Raw genomic sequence first — 20,325 nt, 5'->3', positions numbered from 1 at the left:
ATCGACAAGGACGCTTCTGGATGGCCGCCGAGCACGACGTCGACAAGCTGGTCCAGTCAACGTTCTTCAAGGGCGCAAAAGAGGGCGGCGTCCTCGTCGAGGTCGGTGCCGCACGTCCGAACTACTTGTCGATCAGCGAGAGCTTCCGGGCGCTCGGCTGGAAGATCATCGCGGTCGAGCCGAATCCGGTGTTCTGCGAGGAGCACCGGAAGCTCGGTCACGAGATCCTGCAGTACGCCTGTAGCGATCACGACGAAGACGAAGCCGAGTTCTACATCGTGAAGTCGATCGATGCCGTCTACATGGGCGGCGAGGTCAGCTACGAGTCCTGGTCCTCGCTCGGTATTCGCGACCGCTACGCCGAGGTCGTGAAGACGGTCGAGGACAAGACCGAGGTTGAGCCGGTCAGGGTCAAGCTGCGGAAGCTCGACACGATCATGCGGGAGCATGCACCGGAGGTCGGCGAGATCGATGTCCTGGCGATCGACGTCGAAGGCTGGGAAGTCGAGGTGCTGAGGGGCTTCAGCCTGGACCGCTATCGCCCGAAGGTCGCCATCATCGAGAACCTGTTCCTCGACGGAGCCTACGAGGAGCACATGAAGCAGTTCGGGTACTCGCTCTGGGAGACGCACCACCCGAACCAGATCTACGTGCGCAACGATATCCTGGCTGCGCAAGCGTAGGTCGGTTGCCATGGATAACCTCGCCTATCTCGTTTCGCTGAGGGAGCAGCTGCTGGCGCAGGAGCGTCACCGACACCCTCAGCGCCTGACCAAGCACGGCTACAAGGTCTACTCGCAGAGCGATGAGGATGGCATCCTCGCCGAGATCTTCCGCAGGATCGGAACGACGGACAAGAGCTTCGTCGAGTTCGGCGTTCACGACGGGCTCGAGTGCAACACGTCGTGGCTGCTCATGCACGGCTGGTCCGGCCTTTGGATCGATGCAAACGAGGCTGCCTGCGCTGCGGTTCGGAACACGCATCGATCGTGGACCGAGTGCGGTGCTCTGACGATGACGAACTCCTTCGTCACTGCCGAGAACATCAATGAGGTCATCGCCTCCCGCTTTCCGAGAGGGCTTGAAATCGACCTCTTGAGCGTCGATGTCGACTACAACGATTACTGGATCTGGAAGGCCATCACCGACATTCGGCCACGCGTGGTCATCATCGAGTACAACGCGACTTGGCTACCGCCACTCTCGATCTCCGTTCCGTACTCGCCGCATGCGGTCCACGACGGATCGAACTACTTCGGCGCCAGCCTGAGCGCTTTCGCTAAGCTCGGGACCGAAAAGGGCTACGATCTCGTGGGCTGCTGCCTGGCAGGGGTCAACGCGTTCTTCGTCCGGCGAGACCTGACGCAGGGTAAGTTTCTGGCACCTGGCTCGGCTGAGGAGCACTACGAGCCGCCGCGCTACTATCTGGCGTCGCTGCCTGCCGGGCATCGCTCAAACATCGGGCCCGTCGTCCACGTCTGATCCGCACTCCTGAAATCCACAGGATGAGCTTGCAACAATGCAAGCCTCCCTGTAGTTGTTTGCTCGACCGCACAGAAGGCCGCAGAAGGCGCGTGCAGTCCAAGCCCGCCGGGTTGAGCGCCGAAGCTCCTCGGACGTCGGGCCGCAAGTGCGAAGCCTTCCCGATTTCAGAGCTTGCGATCCGTCGCGGCGGGTGGCCAAATTGCTTCTCCTGACGCATGCCCTTGAACAGGCATGCCAGCAGCCGCACCTGGAGAAGGATGAAGCTGCAGGAAAATCGCTTCTATCGGACGCGTGATGGCCGGATCGCCGGCCCGCTGACAGATCGAGGTGGCAACTCTCACTGTTGGGAAGGCCACCTCGAAGGCATCGACGGCGTCCAGCACTGGACTGACGATGGCCATTTCCTGCCAAGCGGCAAGCAGCACAACTTGGATCTGGTGGATCGCCTTCACAAAGCCGTCGACAAGGCGATCGATCAGATGACGCTGGAGGATTACCGCCGCGGCATTGCGAAGCTCTACGGACCTGCCAAAGCGGAGGATTGAGCTCCGAGTTGATGTCGCCCACCGCGATCTTGCTGATGATCCTCAGCGCGATAATCCTGGGTGGCGGGCGCCTCATCGGCAGCAGGGCCGCCCGAGAAGAGAGCTACAGTCTCGTCACCATCCTGATCGTCGCCGCTATCGTGTTGCTGCTGATCGGTGGACGCTCCTAATGCCCGGCAGCCCCGCCTCTCCGATCTCCTCATCCGCCACCTGCGCTGCTTGCTCACATCACCGCCCGAACGCTGTTCCACTCCAGAAACACTGTACCGGCATCGTTGCGCGCCTTCACGTGCGAGACGACGACGAGAGCTAACGCCAGTGAGATGGCCACAGCAACAAGGGTGGCGGTCGCGCGCTGCGGCCGGGCTCGGGTTAGAAGTCGCATGAGTGCCTCCGTCGGTTGGATGCTCATGCGGAGGATGCTGAGCGGCTTCTGTGACGAGCGTCACAGCATCGAGGGAGCGTCCGTGGCGCTCACCGAGCGCCAGCCCCTCAACGACACGTCCGGCTCCGCCCTAATGAGCGAACCCGTTCAGCGGCTTCCGGGACTGCAGGCGGGTCTCATCGATCAAAGCGCCCGTTTTGTCGAAGATGCCTTCCCAGCCAGCCTGCTCAGTTCGCACTGTCACTCGGGACCTGCCCTCGTCGCTACCAGAACCAGTTTCGATGCGGATAATGACGAGGCCTAGTTTGTCCAGACGACGCAGCTCCTTCACATCGGCACTGAGTTTCTCGGCAAGCTCATGCTCATCGACGAGCCAATTGCCATTCAGATCGAATGCCAGGCGCACGGGGAAACCCTCCATCAGCTCGGCTGGAGTGGCGGGCTGAGACTGACCGTATCACCTTCTGATCAGGTGGAGTCAGAAAGTTGCTTCATCGAGGGACGCGCTCATGGCGTTAATTGAGCGCTAAACCCTGGAGGATTCCCCCGGCCTGCCTCGCCAGATCCGAGGCCAATGAGCGGGTGCCTGCCGGTGCGGAGGTCTCAGCCCGGCAAGCCCGCAATCCTTTCGTGCCGCTGCAAGACCGCGCCTGCAGCTTGGGGCATTCAGAACGATAGCGCGCCGGAAGGGCGAGCGGCCGATGAAGAGCCATCACAGACTGACGATGAAGCGCGACGGCACGCGCTGGTACGTTCACCGCGGGGCGCTGCGGTCAGCGCCCTCGCGTCAGGCTGCTTGCGCATCCTCGATTTCGAAAAGGACGCCTCGTCCACTCAGCACTTCAGCGATGCGCGCCTTCATCTCGGACGTGAGATCAGTGACCCGCATGTGGACGGTGCTGCTTCGGGGAGTGCCCGTCACCCACATCCGATACCGCAGCCCTTCTCCTCGAAGCGGAGCCAGATGCCGCTCGGCGGTGTCTTGAATAAGGACGGACACTGTTGGCGAATTCCGGAAGGTAGGGTGCTGGGCGTAGGCTGAGCGTCCCGCTCGGAGGTCGCCCATGTCGCTCCGGTTGCAATCACCGCTCCCACCTGTGCCTGAAGATACCGCTCGCGTCGCCCAGATCGCGTTCCGACGCGGCAATCCCTATCTGCTCCTGCGCACCCGCCTCGGCACCATCTTCGCCGACACTGAGTTCGCCGACCTCTATCCCGCGCGCGGCCAGCCCGCCTACGCACCCTGGCGTCTGGCCCTCGTCACGCTCCTGCAGTTCCGGGAAGGACTGAGCGACCGCCAGGCCGCCGAGGCAGTCCGTGCTCGCATCGACTGGAAGTACCTGCTCGCCCTCGACCTCACCGATCCAGGCTTCGACTACAGTGTCTTGTGCGAGTTCCGCGGCCGGCTGCTGCAGCACGATGCCACCGGACGGCTGCTGGCCCGCATCCTCGACGCCGCACGCGACCAGGGCGTGCTCAAGGGGCGCGGGCGCCAACGCACCGACAGCACCCACGTGCTCGCCGCGGTGCGCGACCTCAACCGGATCGAACTGCTGGCCGAGACGCTGCGCGCGGCTCTCAACGCGGTCGCAGCCCTTGTCCCCGACTGGCTGCGCCGGGTCGTCCCATCCGACTGGCACGAGCGCTACGATCGCCGGATCGAGGATGCGCGCCTGCCCACGACCGGCCTCAAACGCGAGGTTTACGTGCTCCAGGTCGGGGCCGACGGCTGCCGCCTGCTCGACGCGCTGGATGGCGCGGACGCCCCGCCACTCGCTGTCGCCTTGCCATCCGTCGCCGTGCTGCGCCGGGTGTGGGCGCGGCACTTCGCGCGCGCAGGTGACGGCAGCCCACTTGCTGGGGCCGGCATCCGATTGCGCCCGGTGCAGGGGCGTGGACCCGGTGACCGGATCGAGTCGCCCTACGACGTCGATGCTCGGTTCCGGGCCAAGTCCGGAACCGACTGGACCGGCTACATGGTCCACCTGACTGAGACCTGCGACCCCGACCTGCCTCGGCTGGTCGTTCACACCGACACGACGCCAGCCAACGTGCACGAGGCGATGCGCACCGCCGCGATCCATGCCGCCCTGGCCAGCTCGGGACTGCTCCCTTGCGAGCACCTGGTCGACGCTGCCTACGTGAGCGCCGAGCATCTGGTCACGGCCCGCGAGCGGCATGGCATCGCCCTGATCGGCCCGACGCGGCCGAACCAGAGTTGGCAGATGCGTGAGGAGGATGCGTTCCAGGTCACCGACTTCGCGGTCGACTGGGAGCGCCACCGCGTGCGCTGCCCCGAGGGGCACGAGAGCACGAGTTGGGGCGCCTACCGGGACAAGGCGAGCGGACGCCCATTCATCCGCGCGGGCTTCAAGCCCGCCGTCTGCCGCCTATGCCCTGCCAAGCCGCGTTGTACCCGGGCGGCGAGCCGCCGCCTCAGCCTGCATCCGCGCGCCGAGCACGAGGCGTTGGCGGCTGCGCGGCAGCGGCAGGAGAGCGAGGAAGGCCGGCGGCTCTACGGGCAGCGGCAAGGCATCGAGGCGACGATCGCGCAAGGCGTACGCAGCTTCGGCCTGCGCCGGGCACGCTACCGCGGGCTGGCGAAGACGACCTTGCAGAGCGTGGCGACGGCAGCCGCTCTCAACGTCGATCGCCTCGCTGCCTGGCTCTCGCTGCGTCCGCTGGCACCCACGCGCACCTCACGCTTCAAGGCCCTCACGGCATAGCTGTCGAATTCGCCAACAGTGTCAGGACGTTGTTCAGCGTGATCAGCTTCTCATACACCGGCGGGACCTCTCAATCGATCTAGAGCTGTTCCCGGTCACGTAGCGACGGCCAAGTCGTCCTCGTACCCAGCTGCGGCGAGGTAGTTGCGGCACTCCTGCGGGGTGAAGCGGGTGAAAGCCTGCCGGATCGCCGCCCAGAGGTCTGGGATGGTGCGGGCTGCTGCGCTGCGCAACAGCGCCTTGAGCTTGGCGAAGGCTCGTTCGATCGGGTTGAGATCAGGGCTGTAGGATGGCAGGTACATGAGCCGCGCTCCCGCAGCCTCGATCGCGTCCTGCACGCCCGCGACCTTGTGGGCGGGCAGGTTGTCCATGACGACGATGTTGCCAGGCTGCAGCACCGGGATCAGGGTCTCGGTGACGTAGTTGCGAAAGCGCGTGCCGTTCGTGGGGCCATCCAACAGTGCGGTGGCACACAGCCCGCGGGTGTGCAGGGCGGCCGTGACGGTCGTGGTTTTGTAATGTCCCTGCGGGGCTGCGAGCCGGCAGCGCTCGCCGCGTGGCGCCCGGCCGTAGCGGCGCGCCATGTTGGTGGCCGCGGCCGTCTCGTCCAGGAACACCAGCCGGTCCGGGTCGAGTTCGGGCTGGGCCTCAAACCAAGCCTCGCGGGCCGCTCTTACGTCAGCACGCTCCTGCTCGGCTGCGTGCGTCGCCCCTTTTTCCAGCTGATCCCGTGGCGGGCAAAGAAGCGTGACAGACCGCTCGTGCTGGTCTGCACGCCCTGCTCAGCGAGCCGGTCGCGCAACTCACGCAGGAAGAGACGCGGCTCGTGGCTAGAGATCGCCAGGATGAGCCCGGCATGCGCCTCGATCCGCTGTGAGGTGTGATCGCCGCCCATCGGCTTTGGCGCGACGTGCCCGTCTCGGGCAGACTGCCCGCACCAGCGGCTGGCACTCGACACGCTGACCCCGAAGCGGGCTGCAGCGCGATGGCAGGAGGCACCTGCCGCCACGGCAGCCACGACGCGCTCGCGCAGGTCCACAGACAAGGGTGAAGGCATGGGCATGCTCCTTCACCCATCAACGCCGCGCCCGCAAAACCGTCTCAAGCAGCGCGGGACCTGCTCTAGGTTAACAGGCCGGGCGGACATCCGTGCCCGCGACAAGTGCGTGGCGTGGATCTCTGAGAGGTGCATCAGAAGGCGCTGCAGTGATGCTGCCGATCAGTCCTCGTCATCGTCATCATCGTCATCGGGCGCGATGCGTTCGTTTCTCGGATCGCGTCGCAGATCGCGGCGCGTCTCCTCGCGATCGACATCGCGCTCCCGCTGACCGCGCTGCCGCAGATCAACGCCCGGACCATCTGGTCCGATTTCAAGCCTCTGAGCAGAAGCCGGCGCGGCAGCGAGTAGGCCAAGTGCCAGCATCGACGAAGCCAGAACGGCCTTCATAGTCATCTCCATGGATGGGATAGAGACCAACTACCACTTGGGGGCGGCGTTCCTCGGTTCACGGATGGGTGAGCGGCACAACGTGCATGGAGCGAGATGCCGAAGGCGCGGGAAAAGCTCAAACGCTATCCCGGGCACGACGCGAGCCGCAGGCCAGTAAAGCGCTCGAAAGCGCGAGGAGGATGCGAGGCCTTGTGCTCCGCAGATCCTGGCGACGGGTCCAACTGCTCGCCTCTTTGATCGGCATCTGCCCGGCGCGCCTACTGGTCCGGGAAATCCGGCATGATCTCGTTCTCGACGATCTTCTTCGCGGCCTTCACGTGGCTCGCCTGAGACCGCTCCAACTCGCGCTGTGCTGAAGAGACGATTTCTCGCGCCTCGGCTTGAGACAGCACACCCTTCACCGCAAGGTTTTTGATCAGCGCCACCGTGAGAGCGGCGGCAGCAAGCCCGTAAGCCTGCGGATTGTGCTTACAGTCGCTCCAGTCCATTCCGGATTCTCCTCTTAGAGCAGATCCCGCGCCGCTTGAGACGGGTTGGCGGCTGGCACGTTGACGGGTGAAGGAGCTTGCCCATGCCTTCACCGTTGTCTGTGGACCTGCGCGAGCGTGTCGTGGCTGCCGTGGCGGCGGGTGCCTCCTGCCGTCGCGTCGCCGCTCGCTTCGGGGTCAGCGTGTCGAGCGCCAGCCGCTGGTCGGAGCGCTTCCGCAATGAGGGCCAACTCGCCTCCAAGCCGATGGGCGGCGATCACACCTCGAAGCGGATTGAGGCGCATGCCGCGCTCATCCTGGCGACCTCGAAGCAGGAGCCGCGCCTCTTCCTGCGTGAGCTGCGCGACCGACTGGCCGAGCAGGGCGTGCAGACCAGCACGAGCGGGTTGTCACGCTTCTTCCAGCGGCACGGGATCAGCTGGAAAAAGGGGCGACGCACGCAGCTGAGCAGGAGCGCGCGGACGTAAGAGCGGCCCGCGAGGCGTGGTTCGAGGCCCAGCCCGAGCTCGACCCGGACCGGCTGGTGTTCTTGGACGAGACCGCGGCTGCCACCAACATGGCGCGACGCTACGGTTGGGCCCCGCGCGGCGAGCGCTGCCGGCTCGCAGCGCCGTGGGGGCATTACAAAACCACCACCATCACCGCCGCCCTGCGCACGAGTGGGCTGTGCGCCACCGCGCTTCTTGACGGTCCCACCAACGGCAGGCGCTTTCGCAGCTACGTCACCGAGACCCTAATCCCGGTGCTGCAGCCGGGCGACATCGTCGTCATGGACAACCTGCCAGCCCACAAGGTCGCCGGCGTGCAGGCCGCGATCGAGGCCACAGGGGCCAGGCTCATGTACCTGCCGTCCTACAGCCCCGATCTCAACCCGATCGAGCAGGCCTTCGCCAAGCTCAAGGCCCTGTTGCGCAGCGCAGCAGCCCGCACCATCCCGGATCTCTGGGCAGCGATCCGGCAGGCCCTCTCGTGCTTCACCCCGCAGGAGTGCCGCAACTACCTCGCCGCAGCCGGCTACGAAGACGACTTGGCCGTCGCTACCTGACCGGGAACAGCTCTAGGTCCGGCGAGACTAGACCTTTTCGCGGCCGTTGTACGGGACTGGCCCGTGGACCGGAGGCGCCATGTTCGACCCGCACACCAAGCCGGCGCCGCTGCGGCTCGCTCATCAGATGCCGATGCTTGCTGCCCCGGCCTCTGCGGCTTCATGAGCGGTGGCGCCATCGCGCAGAGCTTGAGCAATCGCAGTGGATGCGGTGTCAACAGCCTGAGATCGCTTGTCGCCATACTGATAGGCGTTGTTGCCGCCGCCGCCGAGGCGAGCGTGGAAGGTGTCCGGATATTTGGCGTCCATCCGCCCCTTCAACATCGCGGAGGCGGCATTGTAGTCTTCCTTGAAATTCCGCCTGTGGTAGACCCTCTGGCCCGATGACTGGCCTCTCTCAGCGTTGTCGGCCAGTTTGCGGCCTTTTCGATCAGCTTGAGTGCCGAATATCAGCCATTTTAGCTTGGCCATCAGATAGGCAAAGGCAGTCATTTTGCGCACTCGATCGGCCGACATCGCAGAATTGCTGAAGCCTGACTATCACACTTCTTGCTGATACGGACCGAAATAAACGGCGAGGCTCGTGCCATTGCCCACCCCGCCTCTCCGACCTCCTCATCCTCTCCATCTGCGCCTGGAAAATTTGGGCCCTCGCTGCGATCGAGATGCCGGGTGCGGTGATGCGGGAGATGGGGCGAGTCTGATCAGCCGAAGAGGCGGCGCCACCAAGGGCGCTTCTGTTCTGAAGGCGACTTCTCTCTGATCTGCGGCTTGGCGATCGAAGTTGCCGTCTTGTCACCTTCAATGAAAGCTTCAATCTCGGCGACGCGCTGCGACCAGTTTCGATATTGAGGCGGCACGAACTGGCGTCCGCTGATGTCGATGCGCTGAATGAAGCTGACCTCGACAAGCGTTGCCCGAGCCTTGCCCGGCGCTCTGAAGGCGAAACAGGCCATCCCGTCTGAGTTGCGTCTGATGCCCGCATACTCAGCTTTGCGCGCCGTGATGAGCGCATGGTCGCGCCGATAGTCCTTGTAGTCGACGCGGTCGAGGATCATTGGGCGTTCCCTTGCTTTCATTGGATCTCAGCGCGCTGGAGCGCGCGGCCAAGAGTGTAGGCGCATCTGCCGATCAGATCCCATTCGCAATCAGCCGCACGTTGAACCAGGCCGTGCTGAGGACGCGGGATCGCCTCGCGCAGGAGACTTGGCCCTCTCACGTCAAGGTGCGGAACAAGGCCTTCATCAAGGCCGCCCTCCGCCAGCCCGAGTTCTCGAAGAAAACGGATCTCCGCGTCGCCCTCGTGGATCGTACAGGCCGGGCAACGCTGAACCTCCACGACAAAGGCGGCGTGAAGCGCGCCCAGTCCGGCCGCTTTGCCATTCCGACCTCGCGGGTGCGCCGCGGATCGAAGGGCGTCGTCGCCAGCCAGCGCCCTGGCAACCTCGAGCGTAAGGTCGTGAAGGACGGCCTCATCTTCCAGGCGGTCAGCAAGGGCAAGGCCCAGAGGCTGCAACTGATGTTCAAGCTGCAGGCTGCGACGCGAGTGAAACCCGACGTCCCCTTCCGGCGCGACTTCGCCCGCTTCATGCAGGAAGAGATGCGGCGCGAGCTGCCCAAGGCGGTGGCGCATCCAGTGCGAGTTGAGCGAGTTCAGAACGCCTGACGTTCGTGGCCATAGGCTTCCTCCTCGGGCGCCGGGCCACATGGTTCGCTCGGCCCGGTTCGGCCCCGCGCATTGTGCGCATAAGCCAACGGGCGCTCAGGCTCGGCGGTTCGAGGGCGAAGCTCGGCGCGCCTTACACTCATTGCCGCGTGTCGTTTCTCGCTGCGCTGGAGGCGCCCATGACGCCGGATGAGCGCACCGCGCTGGAGCAAGAGCTCACAGCCTGCCTCACCAAGGCGTCAGCGATCGCAGCAGTGCTGTCGAGCGCTCCCGCCGATCAAGTCGACGACTTCAGGCCGTTGGAGAAGGCAGCCCAAGCCTGGGGCATCACCGAAGATGCCGCTCGCAAGAAGGCGACGCGCGGCAGCCGACTATCCGCAGTGGGTGACCAAGCGCGGCGGCGGCCGATGGTGAGTGCACCGGGAGGCGCGGCTGTGATGGGTACCGCTCAGAGGCTCTCCGCCAACCGGCGCAGAGCCTTCGGGATGCCCGCGTTCGATAGGCCGGCGTTCGGCTCGTCTGCCGCAGCTCCGAGCAGGTACACGAGCTTGCCTCGGTCGAGTGACTGCCGGTCCGAGAGGCAGTTCACAATCACCTGTAGGGCGTGCTCGATGGCGACGATGCGCGCCTCGAGCTCCCGCTGCTTCATTTCCATCCCGATCACCGTCGTTCTTGTTGCGGCGAGGGATAACCGGCTTGGCGCTAGCGAGATCCTGGTTGCTGCTGATCAAGTTGCTGGCGGTCACGGCGCACTGACGACGCAGCACTCGTCATCCCACCAACGAGGTCGAGGCAATCAGGAGTGCAAGGCCAGAGCTGATAGCGATGATTTTGGCAACGCGAGCGTGTGTTTCGCCCGGCGTTCTGATGCCGTCCAAGCGGTGAAGATCACCAATCTTGACCATGACGCTTCCTCCACCAGCGTGAGCTTGGCTTTGCTGCTGGCCATTCAGCGGGCGGAGAGCTTATTCTTGAAGACTGCGGCCGAGCAAGATCCTCGCCGCTGCGACTTCAACGGGTTTGGCTGAGGCAGTCCACTGACGCTGTCAGTGCACCCGACCTGCATACATGGACCAGGCGTTCGGCGTGTAAGGGCCCGGCGCCTCTTGGGGAGCCTGACGCTTGGCCGTCTCGCGCTCCACGTCCTCAATGGCATGGGCGATGACCGCGCGAGGGTCTTGGCCCTCGGTGAGGATGACGCGGAGAGCGGCGAGAAGCTGTTCGTGAGCGGGCACGGGTGCCTCCGTAGTGGCAGGCGGCCATGTAACTGCTGCCGGCGGCTCAGGGCTGTGAGCCGGCACACACAGCAGTGGGTCAGCTAACGAGCACCGCGATGAGGAGCGCTCGCTATCTCGGGTCGTCGTCCCGCATCGGTGAGCCCTTGCCCGCCTTCATGAACCTGCCGAGCAGCAGGCCGGAAACGACAGAGCGTGCGAACCATCGGCCGAGGAACCTGAGCACTTCGCGATCTCCTGACTTGTCAGGGGCTGGCTCAGTGGGTCAGCCACTCCAGGAAGATAGCCACCACGCCGCCTGCGATCGCAAGCCCCAGAAGCATCACACTGCTCAGCTGATCGTTGCTGTCGACGTCGGCGCCCTGTCGATGCGCTGGATCGTTCGCAGGGTTTCTGCCGAGTAAGGGATTCGTGCGTGCGTCCATGGTCTGCCTCTCTGTGGAGGCAAGCCAACGTCCGGCAGCGGACGACGTCCTGGGAGCCGCGTGCGGCGCATCGGCCCTGCAGGACCTAGTCACCGCCTCCGACACAGTCTGCGCCGTGCCCGATGCCGGCATCGTGGCGCGGCGCTGGGCGCTGGTGGGTGCACCGAGAGGCGCTGCGGTGAGGCCGCGGCAGGTGCCGCGGCGGCTCGAGAGCGAGTGGGGTGGCGACCTCAAACGAAGTGCGCTGGCAGCGCCATCGTGCGGGAGTACTCCACCATCAGGATCGCCAGACCAGTCATCATGCTGGAAGCGATGACGCGATCAGAAACAGACATGGTCTTGAGCACGATCTTGAGCATTGGTCTTCCCCTCGTTTCGACAGCCTTGGCTTGGCCGTTCTGGGAAAGAGTTATGGTTAAGACCGATTTCGGGATGATTGCTTCGATTGTTGCGTGAAATCGCTTTTCCTCGGGTCCTTCCCGGGTGGGGGAGGTGTCGAGGGTCCGCCCGAGTTCGGGACTTTTCCAGCTCCAGAGCGCCGTAGGGGAGGACAGCGGCATTGGCGACGGTCGGTCAGGCTGCGGCTCACATCTTCCTGAACGAGCGCAACTTCTACGAGCTGCTCGAACGCGGCGTCATCGAGCGTCAGGAGGCAGGCGGGTACGATCTTGAGATCGTCCGCGAAGAGTACATCGCGCATCTGCGCCGCGTAGCGTCGGGACACCGCAGCGCCTGGATCGCTGGACGGCGTGGTGCCGCGCAAGAACCGGATCGCGATGGGCGTGGGTCTCGGCCTCGCGATCCTGGGCGTGCTGACGCTGGTGGCGACAAAGCCTGAGGTAAGGCCATACCTGGAGCGTGCCCGGCCCTACATCGGGGATTGGTGGCGGACGGGTGAGATCCCAGCTGCGCCGCCAAACCCGCACCCGAGTTGAACCACCGCCGCCGTCGCCGGTTGTCCCAGTACCCCATGAACGAGACACCTTCAGCCCCGCCGGCACCCGCCGCGCGGGGCTCTTTCGTGCCCGGGCCCAAGTTGCAGCCTGGACTGCAGCACAAATCCCACCTTGCTCGGCCCGAAGCCGCCTGCGTTTCAGCGGCACTAAGAAGCATTCGAGAACATCTTCATCAATTAAAAGTCCGATTATCTCCGGAAGAATTGCGCATATCAAGAAATAATCGGGTTTTACTTAAATTTCATTGGCAGTTCCGGCATCAATCGCCATACTCATCCATTTGGATGAGGTATCTTGGTGCAACTTTGTCCTAATCCTACGTCGATCGTGAAAGCGCGCGAAATGTCCGCCGCCTCCTTTGAGACACCAGATCAAATCAACGCGGCGGAGTTCGCGAGATCGGTCGTTTTCGTGCCGAAAATTGGCCGTTATTCCGATAAATGCTCAGAACAGCAGAATCATCGGTCGACTTGGAACACTGCGAGGAAATTCAATGGCGCTTTATCATAACCTAAGTGGCGCTTCTGATATCAATAAATGGAATGCTGGACTTGAGGGCGCCCTAGTCAATGCAGCAGCCTCAAGTTCGGGGCTCGTAGTTTTTGGTAATACGAGAATTTATGGAGAAGGTCTTGTTTATACGATCGACGGCCTTCAAGCTGGGCGCATTGATAAGATCGAGATGTTTGTGCCTTCGACTGGAGTCGTTGAGCAGTCTATTGACGTAATCAATCAGTTTGTGGCTACCACTGGCGGTTTGTCGGTCAATATACGCTATCTTTTGACTGGATATAGTTATTCCCCCGGCGGAGCGTCCTCCTTCTTTGCTGGCGCGCTCAACGCGCAGGATATAATCTATGGCAACGATACGGACGAAGCCATCCTTGGTTATGGCGAAAACGACATAATCTTCGGGATGAAGGGAAATGATACCATCTACGGAGATCAGGTGATCAGTGTTTCTGTTGGACACGACACTATTTACGGAGACGATGGGAATGACAGGATTTACGGTGGCAAAGGAAATGACATCATTGATGGAGGGAACGGGAACGATATCCTCGTAGGCAATGACCCATTGGATAACTCAGCTTCCGCCGGAAGCTACATCTATTTGGCAGGACTCGACGAAATTCATGGAGGAGCGGGTAACGACTCAATTTTTGCGCAAGTTGAATCAAACGGTGGCGGTGCTAACAATAATTTCTATACATGGGCCGGTGGCGTCATAGCGGACGGGGGATCCGGCTTTGATCAGATACGAGCCAATCTCTCGCACATAAGTACGAGCATTACATTAGACTGGCGAAATCCATCGACCATCAACACTCTCATCGACGGAAGTAAATTTCAAAACTTAGAGCAGTACTTTGTGGTAACCGGTATTGGAAATGATGTTATCTACGATGGAGCTTTTCAAGACCGTATTGCAACCGGTGCGGGCAACGACATAGTTTATTACGGCGGCTCTAAGCTGAATGTTGAGGCTGGCTTCGGCAACCAGACTTCGGGCATAGACCTCGGCTCCGGCAATGATCGATTTTACGCGAGCGGCATCGGCATCTCCGAAGGCACTCTAGGCGACGCGATCTCTTATATCGATGGCGGCGATGGCTATGATGAGGCATGGATCTCATTCAACTTAGCACCCGGCGGCCGAACACTGGATGCTCTTGCTGATCTCCAGAATTTCGAGCGGCTTGACTATGCTGGGAGCACTGGCATCGATATCGTTTCGGGAACCAATGGCGACGATTTTATTTTCGGCGCGGGAGGCTCTGATCGATTGGTTGGCCGAGCTGGCAATGACACCCTGTCTGGCGAGGACGGGAGCGACGATCTCAGCGGCGGGGAAGGAAATGACAGCCTATCTGGTGGGAATGGCAATGATTTATTGACTGGCGGCGCTGGTAACGACACGCTTACCGGAGACGCGGGGTACGATCTCGCGTTCTTCACCGGACCGATGTCCGATTACGAGATCACCGTCTCGGTTGATGGCTCCTCCGGCCTTCTCTATTGGAAGGCAACAGATAGCGTTGCTGGGCGCAACGGCATGGATTTGCTCTTTGGCGTCGAGGAGATGCGCTTCGGTGATGGCACCTCCGTCGTACTCAGCCTTCCCGAGCAAGCGCAGGCATTCGGCAAACTCTCCACCGGCGCGACCGATGCCGGCGGACAAGTGCTCGCGCTGTACTCCGGCTTACTCGGTCGTGCCCCTGACATCGGCGGCCTGACCTATTGGGCCGACAAGTTCGAGCACGGCACCAGCGCTCGCGACCTCGGCCAGCTCCTGCTCTCCTCCGCGGAGGGCCAGGCACGAGCCGGAGCGCTCGGAAGCGGAGACTTCGTCAACCAGCTGTATCAGTCGACGCTTGGACGCCCAGCCGATAGCGGTGGCCTCGCCTACTGGACCGATCAACTCGACAACCAGGGCGCGCAGCGCATCGACGTGGCCAACGGCTTCGTCTTCTCGGCCGAGCACGTCTCGAGCCTTCAGAGCGTGTTCGACACTGGCCTTTTCGTGCCCGACGAGCAGGCTGGTGCAGTGGCGCGCCTTTACTACACCATGCTAGAGCAGATCCCGCGCCGCTTGAGACGGGTTGGCGGCTGGCACGTTGACGGGTGAAGGAGCTTGCCCATGCCTTCACCGTTGTCTGTGGACCTGCGCGAGCGTGTCGTGGCTGCCGTGGCGGCGGGTGCCTCCTGCCGTCGCGTCGCCGCTCGCTTCGGGGTCAGCGTGTCGAGCGCCAGCCGCTGGTCGGAGCGCTTCCGCAATGAGGGCCAACTCGCCTCCAAGCCGATGGGCGGCGATCACACCTCGAAGCGGATTGAGGCGCATGCCGCGCTCATCCTGGCGACCTCGAAGCAGGAGCCGCGCCTCTTCCTGCGTGAGCTGCGCGACCGACTGGCCGAGCAGGGCGTGCAGACCAGCACGAGCGGGTTGTCACGCTTCTTCCAGCGGCACGGGATCAGCTGGAAAAAGGGGCGACGCACGCAGCTGAGCAGGAGCGCGCGGACGTAAGAGCGGCCCGCGAGGCGTGGTTCGAGGCCCAGCCCGAGCTCGACCCGGACCGGCTGGTGTTCTTGGACGAGACCGCGGCTGCCACCAACATGGCGCGACGCTACGGTTGGGCCCCGCGCGGCGAGCGCTGCCGGCTCGCAGCGCCGTGGGGGCATTACAAAACCACCACCATCACCGCCGCCCTGCGCACGAGTGGGCTGTGCGCCACCGCGCTTCTTGACGGTCCCACCAACGGCAGGCGCTTTCGCAGCTACGTCACCGAGACCCTAATCCCGGTGCTGCAGCCGGGCGACATCGTCGTCATGGACAACCTGCCAGCCCACAAGGTCGCCGGCGTGCAGGCCGCGATCGAGGCCACAGGGGCCAGGCTCATGTACCTGCCGTCCTACAGCCCCGATCTCAACCCGATCGAGCAGGCCTTCGCCAAGCTCAAGGCCCTGTTGCGCAGCGCAGCAGCCCGCACCATCCCGGATCTCTGGGCAGCGATCCGGCAGGCCCTCTCGTGCTTCACCCCGCAGGAGTGCCGCAACTACCTCGCCGCAGCCGGCTACGAAGACGACTTGGCCGTCGCTACCTGACCGGGAACAGCTCTAGATCGCGCGCCCGACGCCAGCGGCCTGAAGTACTGGGCCGATCAGCTTGAGAGCGGGGGATCGATCAGCGGCCTTGCCAGGGCGTTCCTCGGCACGCCAGAGAACGCGTCGAAGTACGGCAGCATGACGAACGCCGATTATGTGGACGCGCTGTATGTGAACGCGCTCGGCCGGCACGCTGAAACAGATGGTCAGGAGTACTGGACCGGCCAGCTGAATGGCGGCACGTCACGCGCGGATCTGGCCGTGCTGCTCTCCGACAGCGCGGAGTCTCGCAGCTTCCATTTGGGCGAGATTGAGCAAGGTTGGCTGCTCGCCTGAGCCTACGCTCAGAACCTACCAAAGCGCCCCGCAACCTCACGGTTCGCGGGGCTTTCTCTTGGTGCGCTTCATCTGCGTAAATGTCTGATTGCCGCAAGCCAGCACGCTGGTGCCACTGAATCAGCACCTCCGGTGCGGTCTCACCGACTTCATCTGGGTTTGCAAACTGTTGGTGGGGCCGCTTTGAATATCGCACTCATCACCTTGCCTCGCCGCCTCACGGCTCGTGGACCTTTTCGCTTGCGTTACGGTGCGCCCGGTGCCGACTTCGTTCTGTCAAGCGCCGGCCGATCAGAGAGGACTATGGAAGGCCGAGGACGGCCTACACACTGCACCGACTCGCGGCCGGCAGCTACGATCTTGTGCTCGATGGAGAGGTCATCGTCAGCGTGGTCTGGGAAATGACTCGAGGCAGGGACGTGAGAGGCCGGTACTTGGAGCTGCTAGACGAGGCGCCGCCACTCCCGCGGCCGTTCACGAAACCCGTGCGTCATTTCCACGCATTTGAAGCCGCCGAAACATGGCTAGGCGGGGTAGAAATCGCTGAGTAGGCCGGGTTGTTTGCTAGCGAGGGAGGGCGTGCGCCCGCGTCAGCCCAGGCTCTCACCCACTGAGACACTTTCCAGCGACGATATCTTTCACCGCAGCACAACTTGGCAGGCGTTTACGGATACAGCTGGATGCAGCCGGACGGCGGTAGCAGCACTGTCTAAGACGCCGAGCTTGGCCTACAACTCACGCGCCAACCATCCGCAGATCTTATCTGACGCGGAGGTGAACCTCGGCCGTGTTCGCATATTTTGGATGCGCAAATTTCAGTACGCTTGATACTTTGCGTGTTGCTTCATTGTTATGTCATAGAAATAACGCGCTGAAAACACCTGCGGCCGTGGACCAGCGTTTGTCGCTTTTGCGCAAACGAGAATGGAATCGTTTAGTTCCGCTCGCGCCTAGGAGAAAAATCACGCGCGGCTGGAAGCTATACATGAGGTCAGATGGATTGATTAGTCTGACAAATCGCCGAGCAATGTCCAACGGGAGGCGAAAATGTCTTACACCAGAAATGTGATTGATGTTAATGGTGGCGCTTGGACATTCACCTTGCCAGACCAAGTGACATTAAGGCAAGGCAATTTAGTGGATAATTTCAGACTAGATGGCGTTTCGGAACCACTTATATTCGACTACAATCTTAGTCCTGATCTGCTATTTGGAGCGGATTATCATGGCATAATAACTATTGGCATGCATGAAATTGATCCCGATGACCCAACAAACACGCCCCCGACGGTTGAGTCAGCAAACGGACTGCGAGGGTTGATCGGTATCAATTTTCACAACAATCTCGGAATAACTTTGAGAAATCCGCCCTCTAACGATACTATGGCTTTTTATTTAGCAGGCAATAGCGACCAGTTTCCGAATACACCAAATGCTTTTCATACAATCTACACACATTTCCATCCTTCCGGCAGTCCGCTAATTGATGCCGGTGAGTTCCCAAATTTAACTGTAACAACGGCGGTTGGTCCGTTTCCTGGCGCACAACCAGGAAATATTGCAACTAGCCCAAATTGGATTTTTCTCGATGGAGCAATTGCGCCAGGTAATTATAACTGGGGAAATTTCAGTTTCCACAGACGGGATCTTGAGGGATCTGATGACACTACCTTGAACCTGATCTTCTTTAATGGCGCGTTTGATGCGAACGAGCTCGCGGCCATAAGGCAAACTTGGAAGCTCTCACATCCAGACGGTGTATTGGGGATCGGGGCGTCCAGTGCGATTCAGGGGTCAGTTAGTGCAGCGTTAGAGAAAGACATTTACTCACTTAATTTAATTCAGGGACAGGCATACAAATTCGAACTAATTGGCACTTCAGCGCCACTAGATCCAGTTCTGAGATTGCTCGATTCCACTGGAAATCAGCTCGCTTTCGACGACAATGGTGGCGGGAATGTCAACTCTCAAATTATATTCACCGCACCAGCTGCCGGACCCTATCTTCTTGAGGCTGGCGGCTTTCTGAACACGACAGGTTCCTACACGATATCAGCAACAAATTACCAGACTGTCGTGTCCCAACCCTCCGCGTTCGGCCATTTTGCCACGAATGCAGCTGACGTTGGCGGCCAAGTCTACGTATTATACGACGGATTGCTGGGCCGAGCACCTGACGCGCTCGGTCTAGAGTACTGGGCCGACCGCCTGGAACACGGGGTCACGGCACGCGACCTCGGCCAGCTGTTCCTTGACTCTCCTGAGGGGCAGGCGCGGGCAGGCGCGCTCGGTAATGGCGAGTTCGTGGGCCAGCTCTACCAAGCCACTCTGCACCGCGAGGCAGACACAGGCGGGCTCGACTACTGGACGGGCCAGCTGAATGGCGGCGCTGCGCGCATCGACGTGGCGAACGGCTTCGTGTTCTCAGCCGAACACCTCGGTAACCTCAAGCCGGTGTTCGATGCCAGCGTCTTCGTGACCGACAAGCAGGCCGCAGACGTGGCGCGACTCTACTACACCATGCTCGATCGCGCGCCCGACGCCGGTGGCCTCCAGTACTGGGCGAACCAACTCGAGACCGGGGGCACCATCAGCGATCTGGCGAAGGCGTTTCTCGGCACGTCGGAGAATGTGTCGAAGTACGGCAGCATGCAGAACGGCGCTTACGTGGATGCTCTCTACGACAACGCGCTCGGCCGAGCGGCGGACGCCGACGGCAAGGTGTACTGGACGAACCTACTAAACGGAGGCACGTCACGGGCTGATCTCGCCGTCCTGCTCTCGGACAGTGCGGAGTCTCATAGCGTGCACCTCAACCAGATCGAACTCGGCTGGCAGCTCGCCTAGCTCTGTCGATTGCGAAACTACTTCCAGCCCCGTTGGCCCGCGCCGAGCGGGGCTTTTTCATGCCCGCGATCCGTGCCACCCTCTCGGCGAGAGCACCCCCAAGGTCGTTCTCACCCGAGCCCGCCCGGCATCATTCCCACCGCCGCGGCGGGCTCGGTCGCGTTCGGAGAACGTTCGCTCGCAACCCGTGCCAGATCTCGATAAGCAGGTAGCTCGGCCGCGGAAAGGCCACCGGTCTGGAGTCGATGCCTCTCTACCATCTGCGCTGCGCCTATCGCTTCACGAACGGTCAATCCGGGCTCGCCATTGACGCCCAGAGGTTCGAAGCGAGCGACATCAAGGGCGCGATCCAGGAAGCACGTCTGTTGAGCGCCGACCAGCCGGACATGACGCTTGAATCCGCCATCCTGTCGACGAACGACGGATCGACGATCTGGTCCCTAATGCGGGACGCTCGGCCCGAAACGTCCACCGAGAGCGTCCTGCCTTGGGCGATCAGTTGACGGATCAAGTCGGCTCTTCTGCCTTTGATCTGCGTGAATGCGGTGCAGCAGCTCCCAGCCATTGTGAGGTCGCTGGAGCGCCGTCTCCAGCGCGGCCTCGCTGGCATCCCTCCGGGTTCCCAACGCCGGCGGGGCCGCCCTTCCCACCTGCCACGTTGCTCAGCCCTGCGGTTTCAGGGCGCGCGGGGCTTTTTATTGCAGCCCGCCCGGTTCGCCGCGGCGGGCATTTTCGCGCCTGAGCGCCTGGAGCCGCTGACGATAACTCACGTTAGTTCTAGAGGCCTGAGCGGAACAGCTCAGCGCCAGTCCAGTGTCATGGGGAGTACACCCTATGAAAAGCGTAGCAATCCTTAGCATATGTGCCGGAGCCATGCTGGCTCTCAGCTCGACCAGTTTTGCTGCTGAAGGAACATCCTCAGGAGCAGGAGCCGGCAAGTCAGCGGCGGATAAGGCTCAACACGATCCGCACACGACCGGCACAGCTCCGGGTGCGAACGTCGGTGGCGGAGCGCCTGGTGTAGCAGGCCAACCCGGCGGCCGAGCCGATCCGACGAATCCGCCTGGCCCGGGTGAGCGCCCAGACTCGAAGAAGAAGTAGACGCGAGCGCCAAACGGTCGGCCCCGTAGCCT

At 62.3% G+C, this 20,325-nt stretch carries 23 protein-coding genes and 1 pseudogene; 14 read left to right on the top strand and 10 right to left on the bottom strand.

Going from position 1 to position 20,325, the window contains the following annotated elements; all coding sequences use genetic code 11:
- The first annotated feature begins 20 nt into the window (after window positions 1-20).
- The 4 genes from DK389_RS28870 to DK389_RS33160 all read left to right on the top strand — a co-directional run bounded on the left by DK389_RS28870 (window position 21) and on the right by DK389_RS33160 (window position 2,200).
- A complete protein-coding gene (locus DK389_RS28870; RefSeq protein ID WP_109894939.1) occupies window positions 21-683 on the top strand; it encodes an FkbM family methyltransferase in 663 nt (220 codons plus the stop codon).
- Window positions 684-693: 10 nt separating this feature from the next.
- Entirely contained in the window at window positions 694-1,482 is a 789-nt protein-coding gene (locus tag DK389_RS28865; protein WP_109894937.1) for a hypothetical protein, read from the top strand.
- Between the two features lie 260 nt (window positions 1,483-1,742).
- Window positions 1,743-2,030, top strand: coding sequence for a hypothetical protein (locus tag DK389_RS28860; protein ID WP_109894935.1), 288 nt, complete (start codon window positions 1,743-1,745; stop codon window positions 2,028-2,030).
- A gap of 8 nt (window positions 2,031-2,038) precedes the next feature.
- The gene (locus DK389_RS33160; RefSeq protein WP_162560938.1) at window positions 2,039-2,200 is read left to right on the top strand and encodes a hypothetical protein; all 162 of its coding nucleotides are present in this window, start codon (window positions 2,039-2,041) and stop codon (window positions 2,198-2,200) included.
- Between the two features lie 345 nt (window positions 2,201-2,545).
- On the opposite strand, the gene DK389_RS28855 is transcribed toward DK389_RS33160, so the two are convergent.
- Entirely contained in the window at window positions 2,546-2,821 is a 276-nt protein-coding gene (locus DK389_RS28855; protein ID WP_109896936.1) for a DUF6522 family protein, read from the bottom strand.
- Between the two features lie 658 nt (window positions 2,822-3,479).
- Between DK389_RS28855 and DK389_RS28845 the strand changes: the two genes are divergently transcribed.
- On the top strand, window positions 3,480-5,141 hold the full coding sequence (locus DK389_RS28845; protein WP_109892104.1) for an IS1182 family transposase: 1,662 nt from the start codon (window positions 3,480-3,482) through the stop codon (window positions 5,139-5,141).
- 95 nt (window positions 5,142-5,236) lie between these two features.
- On the opposite strand, the gene DK389_RS28840 is transcribed toward DK389_RS28845, so the two are convergent.
- The 3 genes from DK389_RS28840 to DK389_RS28830 all read right to left on the bottom strand — a co-directional run bounded on the left by DK389_RS28840 (window position 5,237) and on the right by DK389_RS28830 (window position 7,079).
- Window positions 5,237-6,198, bottom strand: a protein-coding gene (locus DK389_RS28840) for an IS630 family transposase (RefSeq protein WP_109894931.1) whose coding sequence is annotated in 2 segments (ribosomal slippage) — window positions 5,237-5,850 and window positions 5,850-6,198 — 963 coding nt in all. Because the reading frame shifts where the segments join, the coding sequence is not laid out codon by codon here.
- A gap of 162 nt (window positions 6,199-6,360) precedes the next feature.
- Complete coding sequence (locus tag DK389_RS28835; protein WP_109894929.1) at window positions 6,361-6,588, bottom strand: hypothetical protein; 228 nt, start codon at window positions 6,586-6,588, stop codon at window positions 6,361-6,363.
- Window positions 6,589-6,848: 260 nt separating this feature from the next.
- Window positions 6,849-7,079, bottom strand: a complete 231-nt coding sequence (locus DK389_RS28830) for a hypothetical protein (protein WP_109894927.1) — start codon at window positions 7,077-7,079, stop codon at window positions 6,849-6,851.
- An 83-nt stretch (window positions 7,080-7,162) separates the two neighbouring features.
- Here DK389_RS28830 and DK389_RS28825 point away from each other — a divergent pair.
- Window positions 7,163-8,124 (top strand): IS630 family transposase gene (locus tag DK389_RS28825; protein ID WP_109887230.1). Its coding sequence is split into 2 segments (ribosomal slippage): window positions 7,163-7,511 and window positions 7,511-8,124, totalling 963 coding nucleotides; the frame shifts between segments, so codons are not numbered across the junction.
- Between the two features lie 123 nt (window positions 8,125-8,247).
- Here DK389_RS28825 and DK389_RS28820 read toward each other — a convergent pair.
- Complete coding sequence (locus DK389_RS28820) at window positions 8,248-8,616, bottom strand: hypothetical protein (RefSeq protein ID WP_109894925.1); 369 nt, start codon at window positions 8,614-8,616, stop codon at window positions 8,248-8,250.
- Between the two features lie 212 nt (window positions 8,617-8,828).
- Window positions 8,829-9,182, bottom strand: coding sequence for a hypothetical protein (locus DK389_RS28815; protein ID WP_109894923.1), 354 nt, complete (start codon window positions 9,180-9,182; stop codon window positions 8,829-8,831).
- A 113-nt stretch (window positions 9,183-9,295) separates the two neighbouring features.
- Here DK389_RS28815 and DK389_RS28810 point away from each other — a divergent pair, with 113 nt between their 5' ends.
- Window positions 9,296-9,790: a hypothetical protein gene (locus tag DK389_RS28810; protein WP_162560937.1), complete on the top strand. Its 495-nt coding sequence runs from the start codon at window positions 9,296-9,298 to the stop codon at window positions 9,788-9,790.
- A 448-nt stretch (window positions 9,791-10,238) separates the two neighbouring features.
- On the opposite strand, the gene DK389_RS28805 is transcribed toward DK389_RS28810, so the two are convergent.
- A complete protein-coding gene (locus tag DK389_RS28805) occupies window positions 10,239-10,439 on the bottom strand; it encodes a hypothetical protein (protein WP_109894919.1) in 201 nt (66 codons plus the stop codon).
- Here DK389_RS28805 and DK389_RS33155 point away from each other — a divergent pair.
- Complete coding sequence (locus DK389_RS33155) at window positions 10,411-10,818, top strand: hypothetical protein (protein ID WP_162560936.1); 408 nt, start codon at window positions 10,411-10,413, stop codon at window positions 10,816-10,818. The genes DK389_RS28805 and DK389_RS33155 overlap by 29 nt on opposite strands.
- 18 nt (window positions 10,819-10,836) lie before the next feature.
- On the opposite strand, the gene DK389_RS28800 is transcribed toward DK389_RS33155, so the two are convergent.
- The 3 genes from DK389_RS28800 to DK389_RS35065 form a co-directional block, all read right to left on the bottom strand.
- Complete coding sequence (locus DK389_RS28800) at window positions 10,837-11,025, bottom strand: hypothetical protein (RefSeq protein WP_109894917.1); 189 nt, start codon at window positions 11,023-11,025, stop codon at window positions 10,837-10,839.
- A gap of 257 nt (window positions 11,026-11,282) precedes the next feature.
- Window positions 11,283-11,450 carry a hypothetical protein gene (locus DK389_RS33150; RefSeq protein WP_162560428.1) on the bottom strand — a complete coding sequence of 56 codons (168 nt, stop codon included), beginning with the start codon at window positions 11,448-11,450 and terminating at the stop codon, window positions 11,283-11,285.
- A gap of 230 nt (window positions 11,451-11,680) precedes the next feature.
- The gene (locus DK389_RS35065; protein ID WP_257791920.1) at window positions 11,681-11,809 is read right to left on the bottom strand and encodes a hypothetical protein; all 129 of its coding nucleotides are present in this window, start codon (window positions 11,807-11,809) and stop codon (window positions 11,681-11,683) included.
- Between the two features lie 393 nt (window positions 11,810-12,202).
- Here DK389_RS35065 and DK389_RS33145 point away from each other — a divergent pair, with 393 nt between their 5' ends.
- The 6 genes and pseudogenes from DK389_RS33145 (at window position 12,203) to DK389_RS28775 (ending at window position 19,695) form a co-directional block, all read left to right on the top strand.
- Window positions 12,203-12,385, top strand: coding sequence for a hypothetical protein (locus DK389_RS33145; protein ID WP_162560935.1), 183 nt, complete (start codon window positions 12,203-12,205; stop codon window positions 12,383-12,385).
- A 514-nt stretch (window positions 12,386-12,899) separates the two neighbouring features.
- Complete coding sequence (locus tag DK389_RS35130; RefSeq protein ID WP_109894914.1) at window positions 12,900-15,035, top strand: DUF4214 domain-containing protein; 2,136 nt, start codon at window positions 12,900-12,902, stop codon at window positions 15,033-15,035.
- Window positions 15,036-15,047: 12 nt separating this feature from the next.
- Window positions 15,048-16,009, top strand: a protein-coding gene (locus DK389_RS28790) for an IS630 family transposase (RefSeq protein ID WP_109887230.1) whose coding sequence is annotated in 2 segments (ribosomal slippage) — window positions 15,048-15,396 and window positions 15,396-16,009 — 963 coding nt in all. Because the reading frame shifts where the segments join, the coding sequence is not laid out codon by codon here.
- Window positions 16,010-16,030: 21 nt separating this feature from the next.
- Window positions 16,031-16,345, top strand: a pseudogene (locus DK389_RS35810) (DUF4214 domain-containing protein); the annotation flags it as partial.
- Between the two features lie 1,047 nt (window positions 16,346-17,392).
- Window positions 17,393-19,192: a DUF4214 domain-containing protein gene (locus tag DK389_RS28780; protein ID WP_109894910.1), complete on the top strand. Its 1,800-nt coding sequence runs from the start codon at window positions 17,393-17,395 to the stop codon at window positions 19,190-19,192.
- 245 nt (window positions 19,193-19,437) lie between these two features.
- On the top strand, window positions 19,438-19,695 hold the full coding sequence (locus tag DK389_RS28775; RefSeq protein ID WP_109894908.1) for a hypothetical protein: 258 nt from the start codon (window positions 19,438-19,440) through the stop codon (window positions 19,693-19,695).
- Window positions 19,696-20,325: the final 630 nt, after the last annotated feature.

The sequence above is a fragment of the Methylobacterium durans genome, assembly GCF_003173715.1.
GTDB lineage: Bacteria > Pseudomonadota > Alphaproteobacteria > Rhizobiales > Beijerinckiaceae > Methylobacterium > Methylobacterium durans.
Note: the sequence above shows the minus strand (reverse complement) of the source record. Positions and strands in the feature narration are given on the sequence as shown.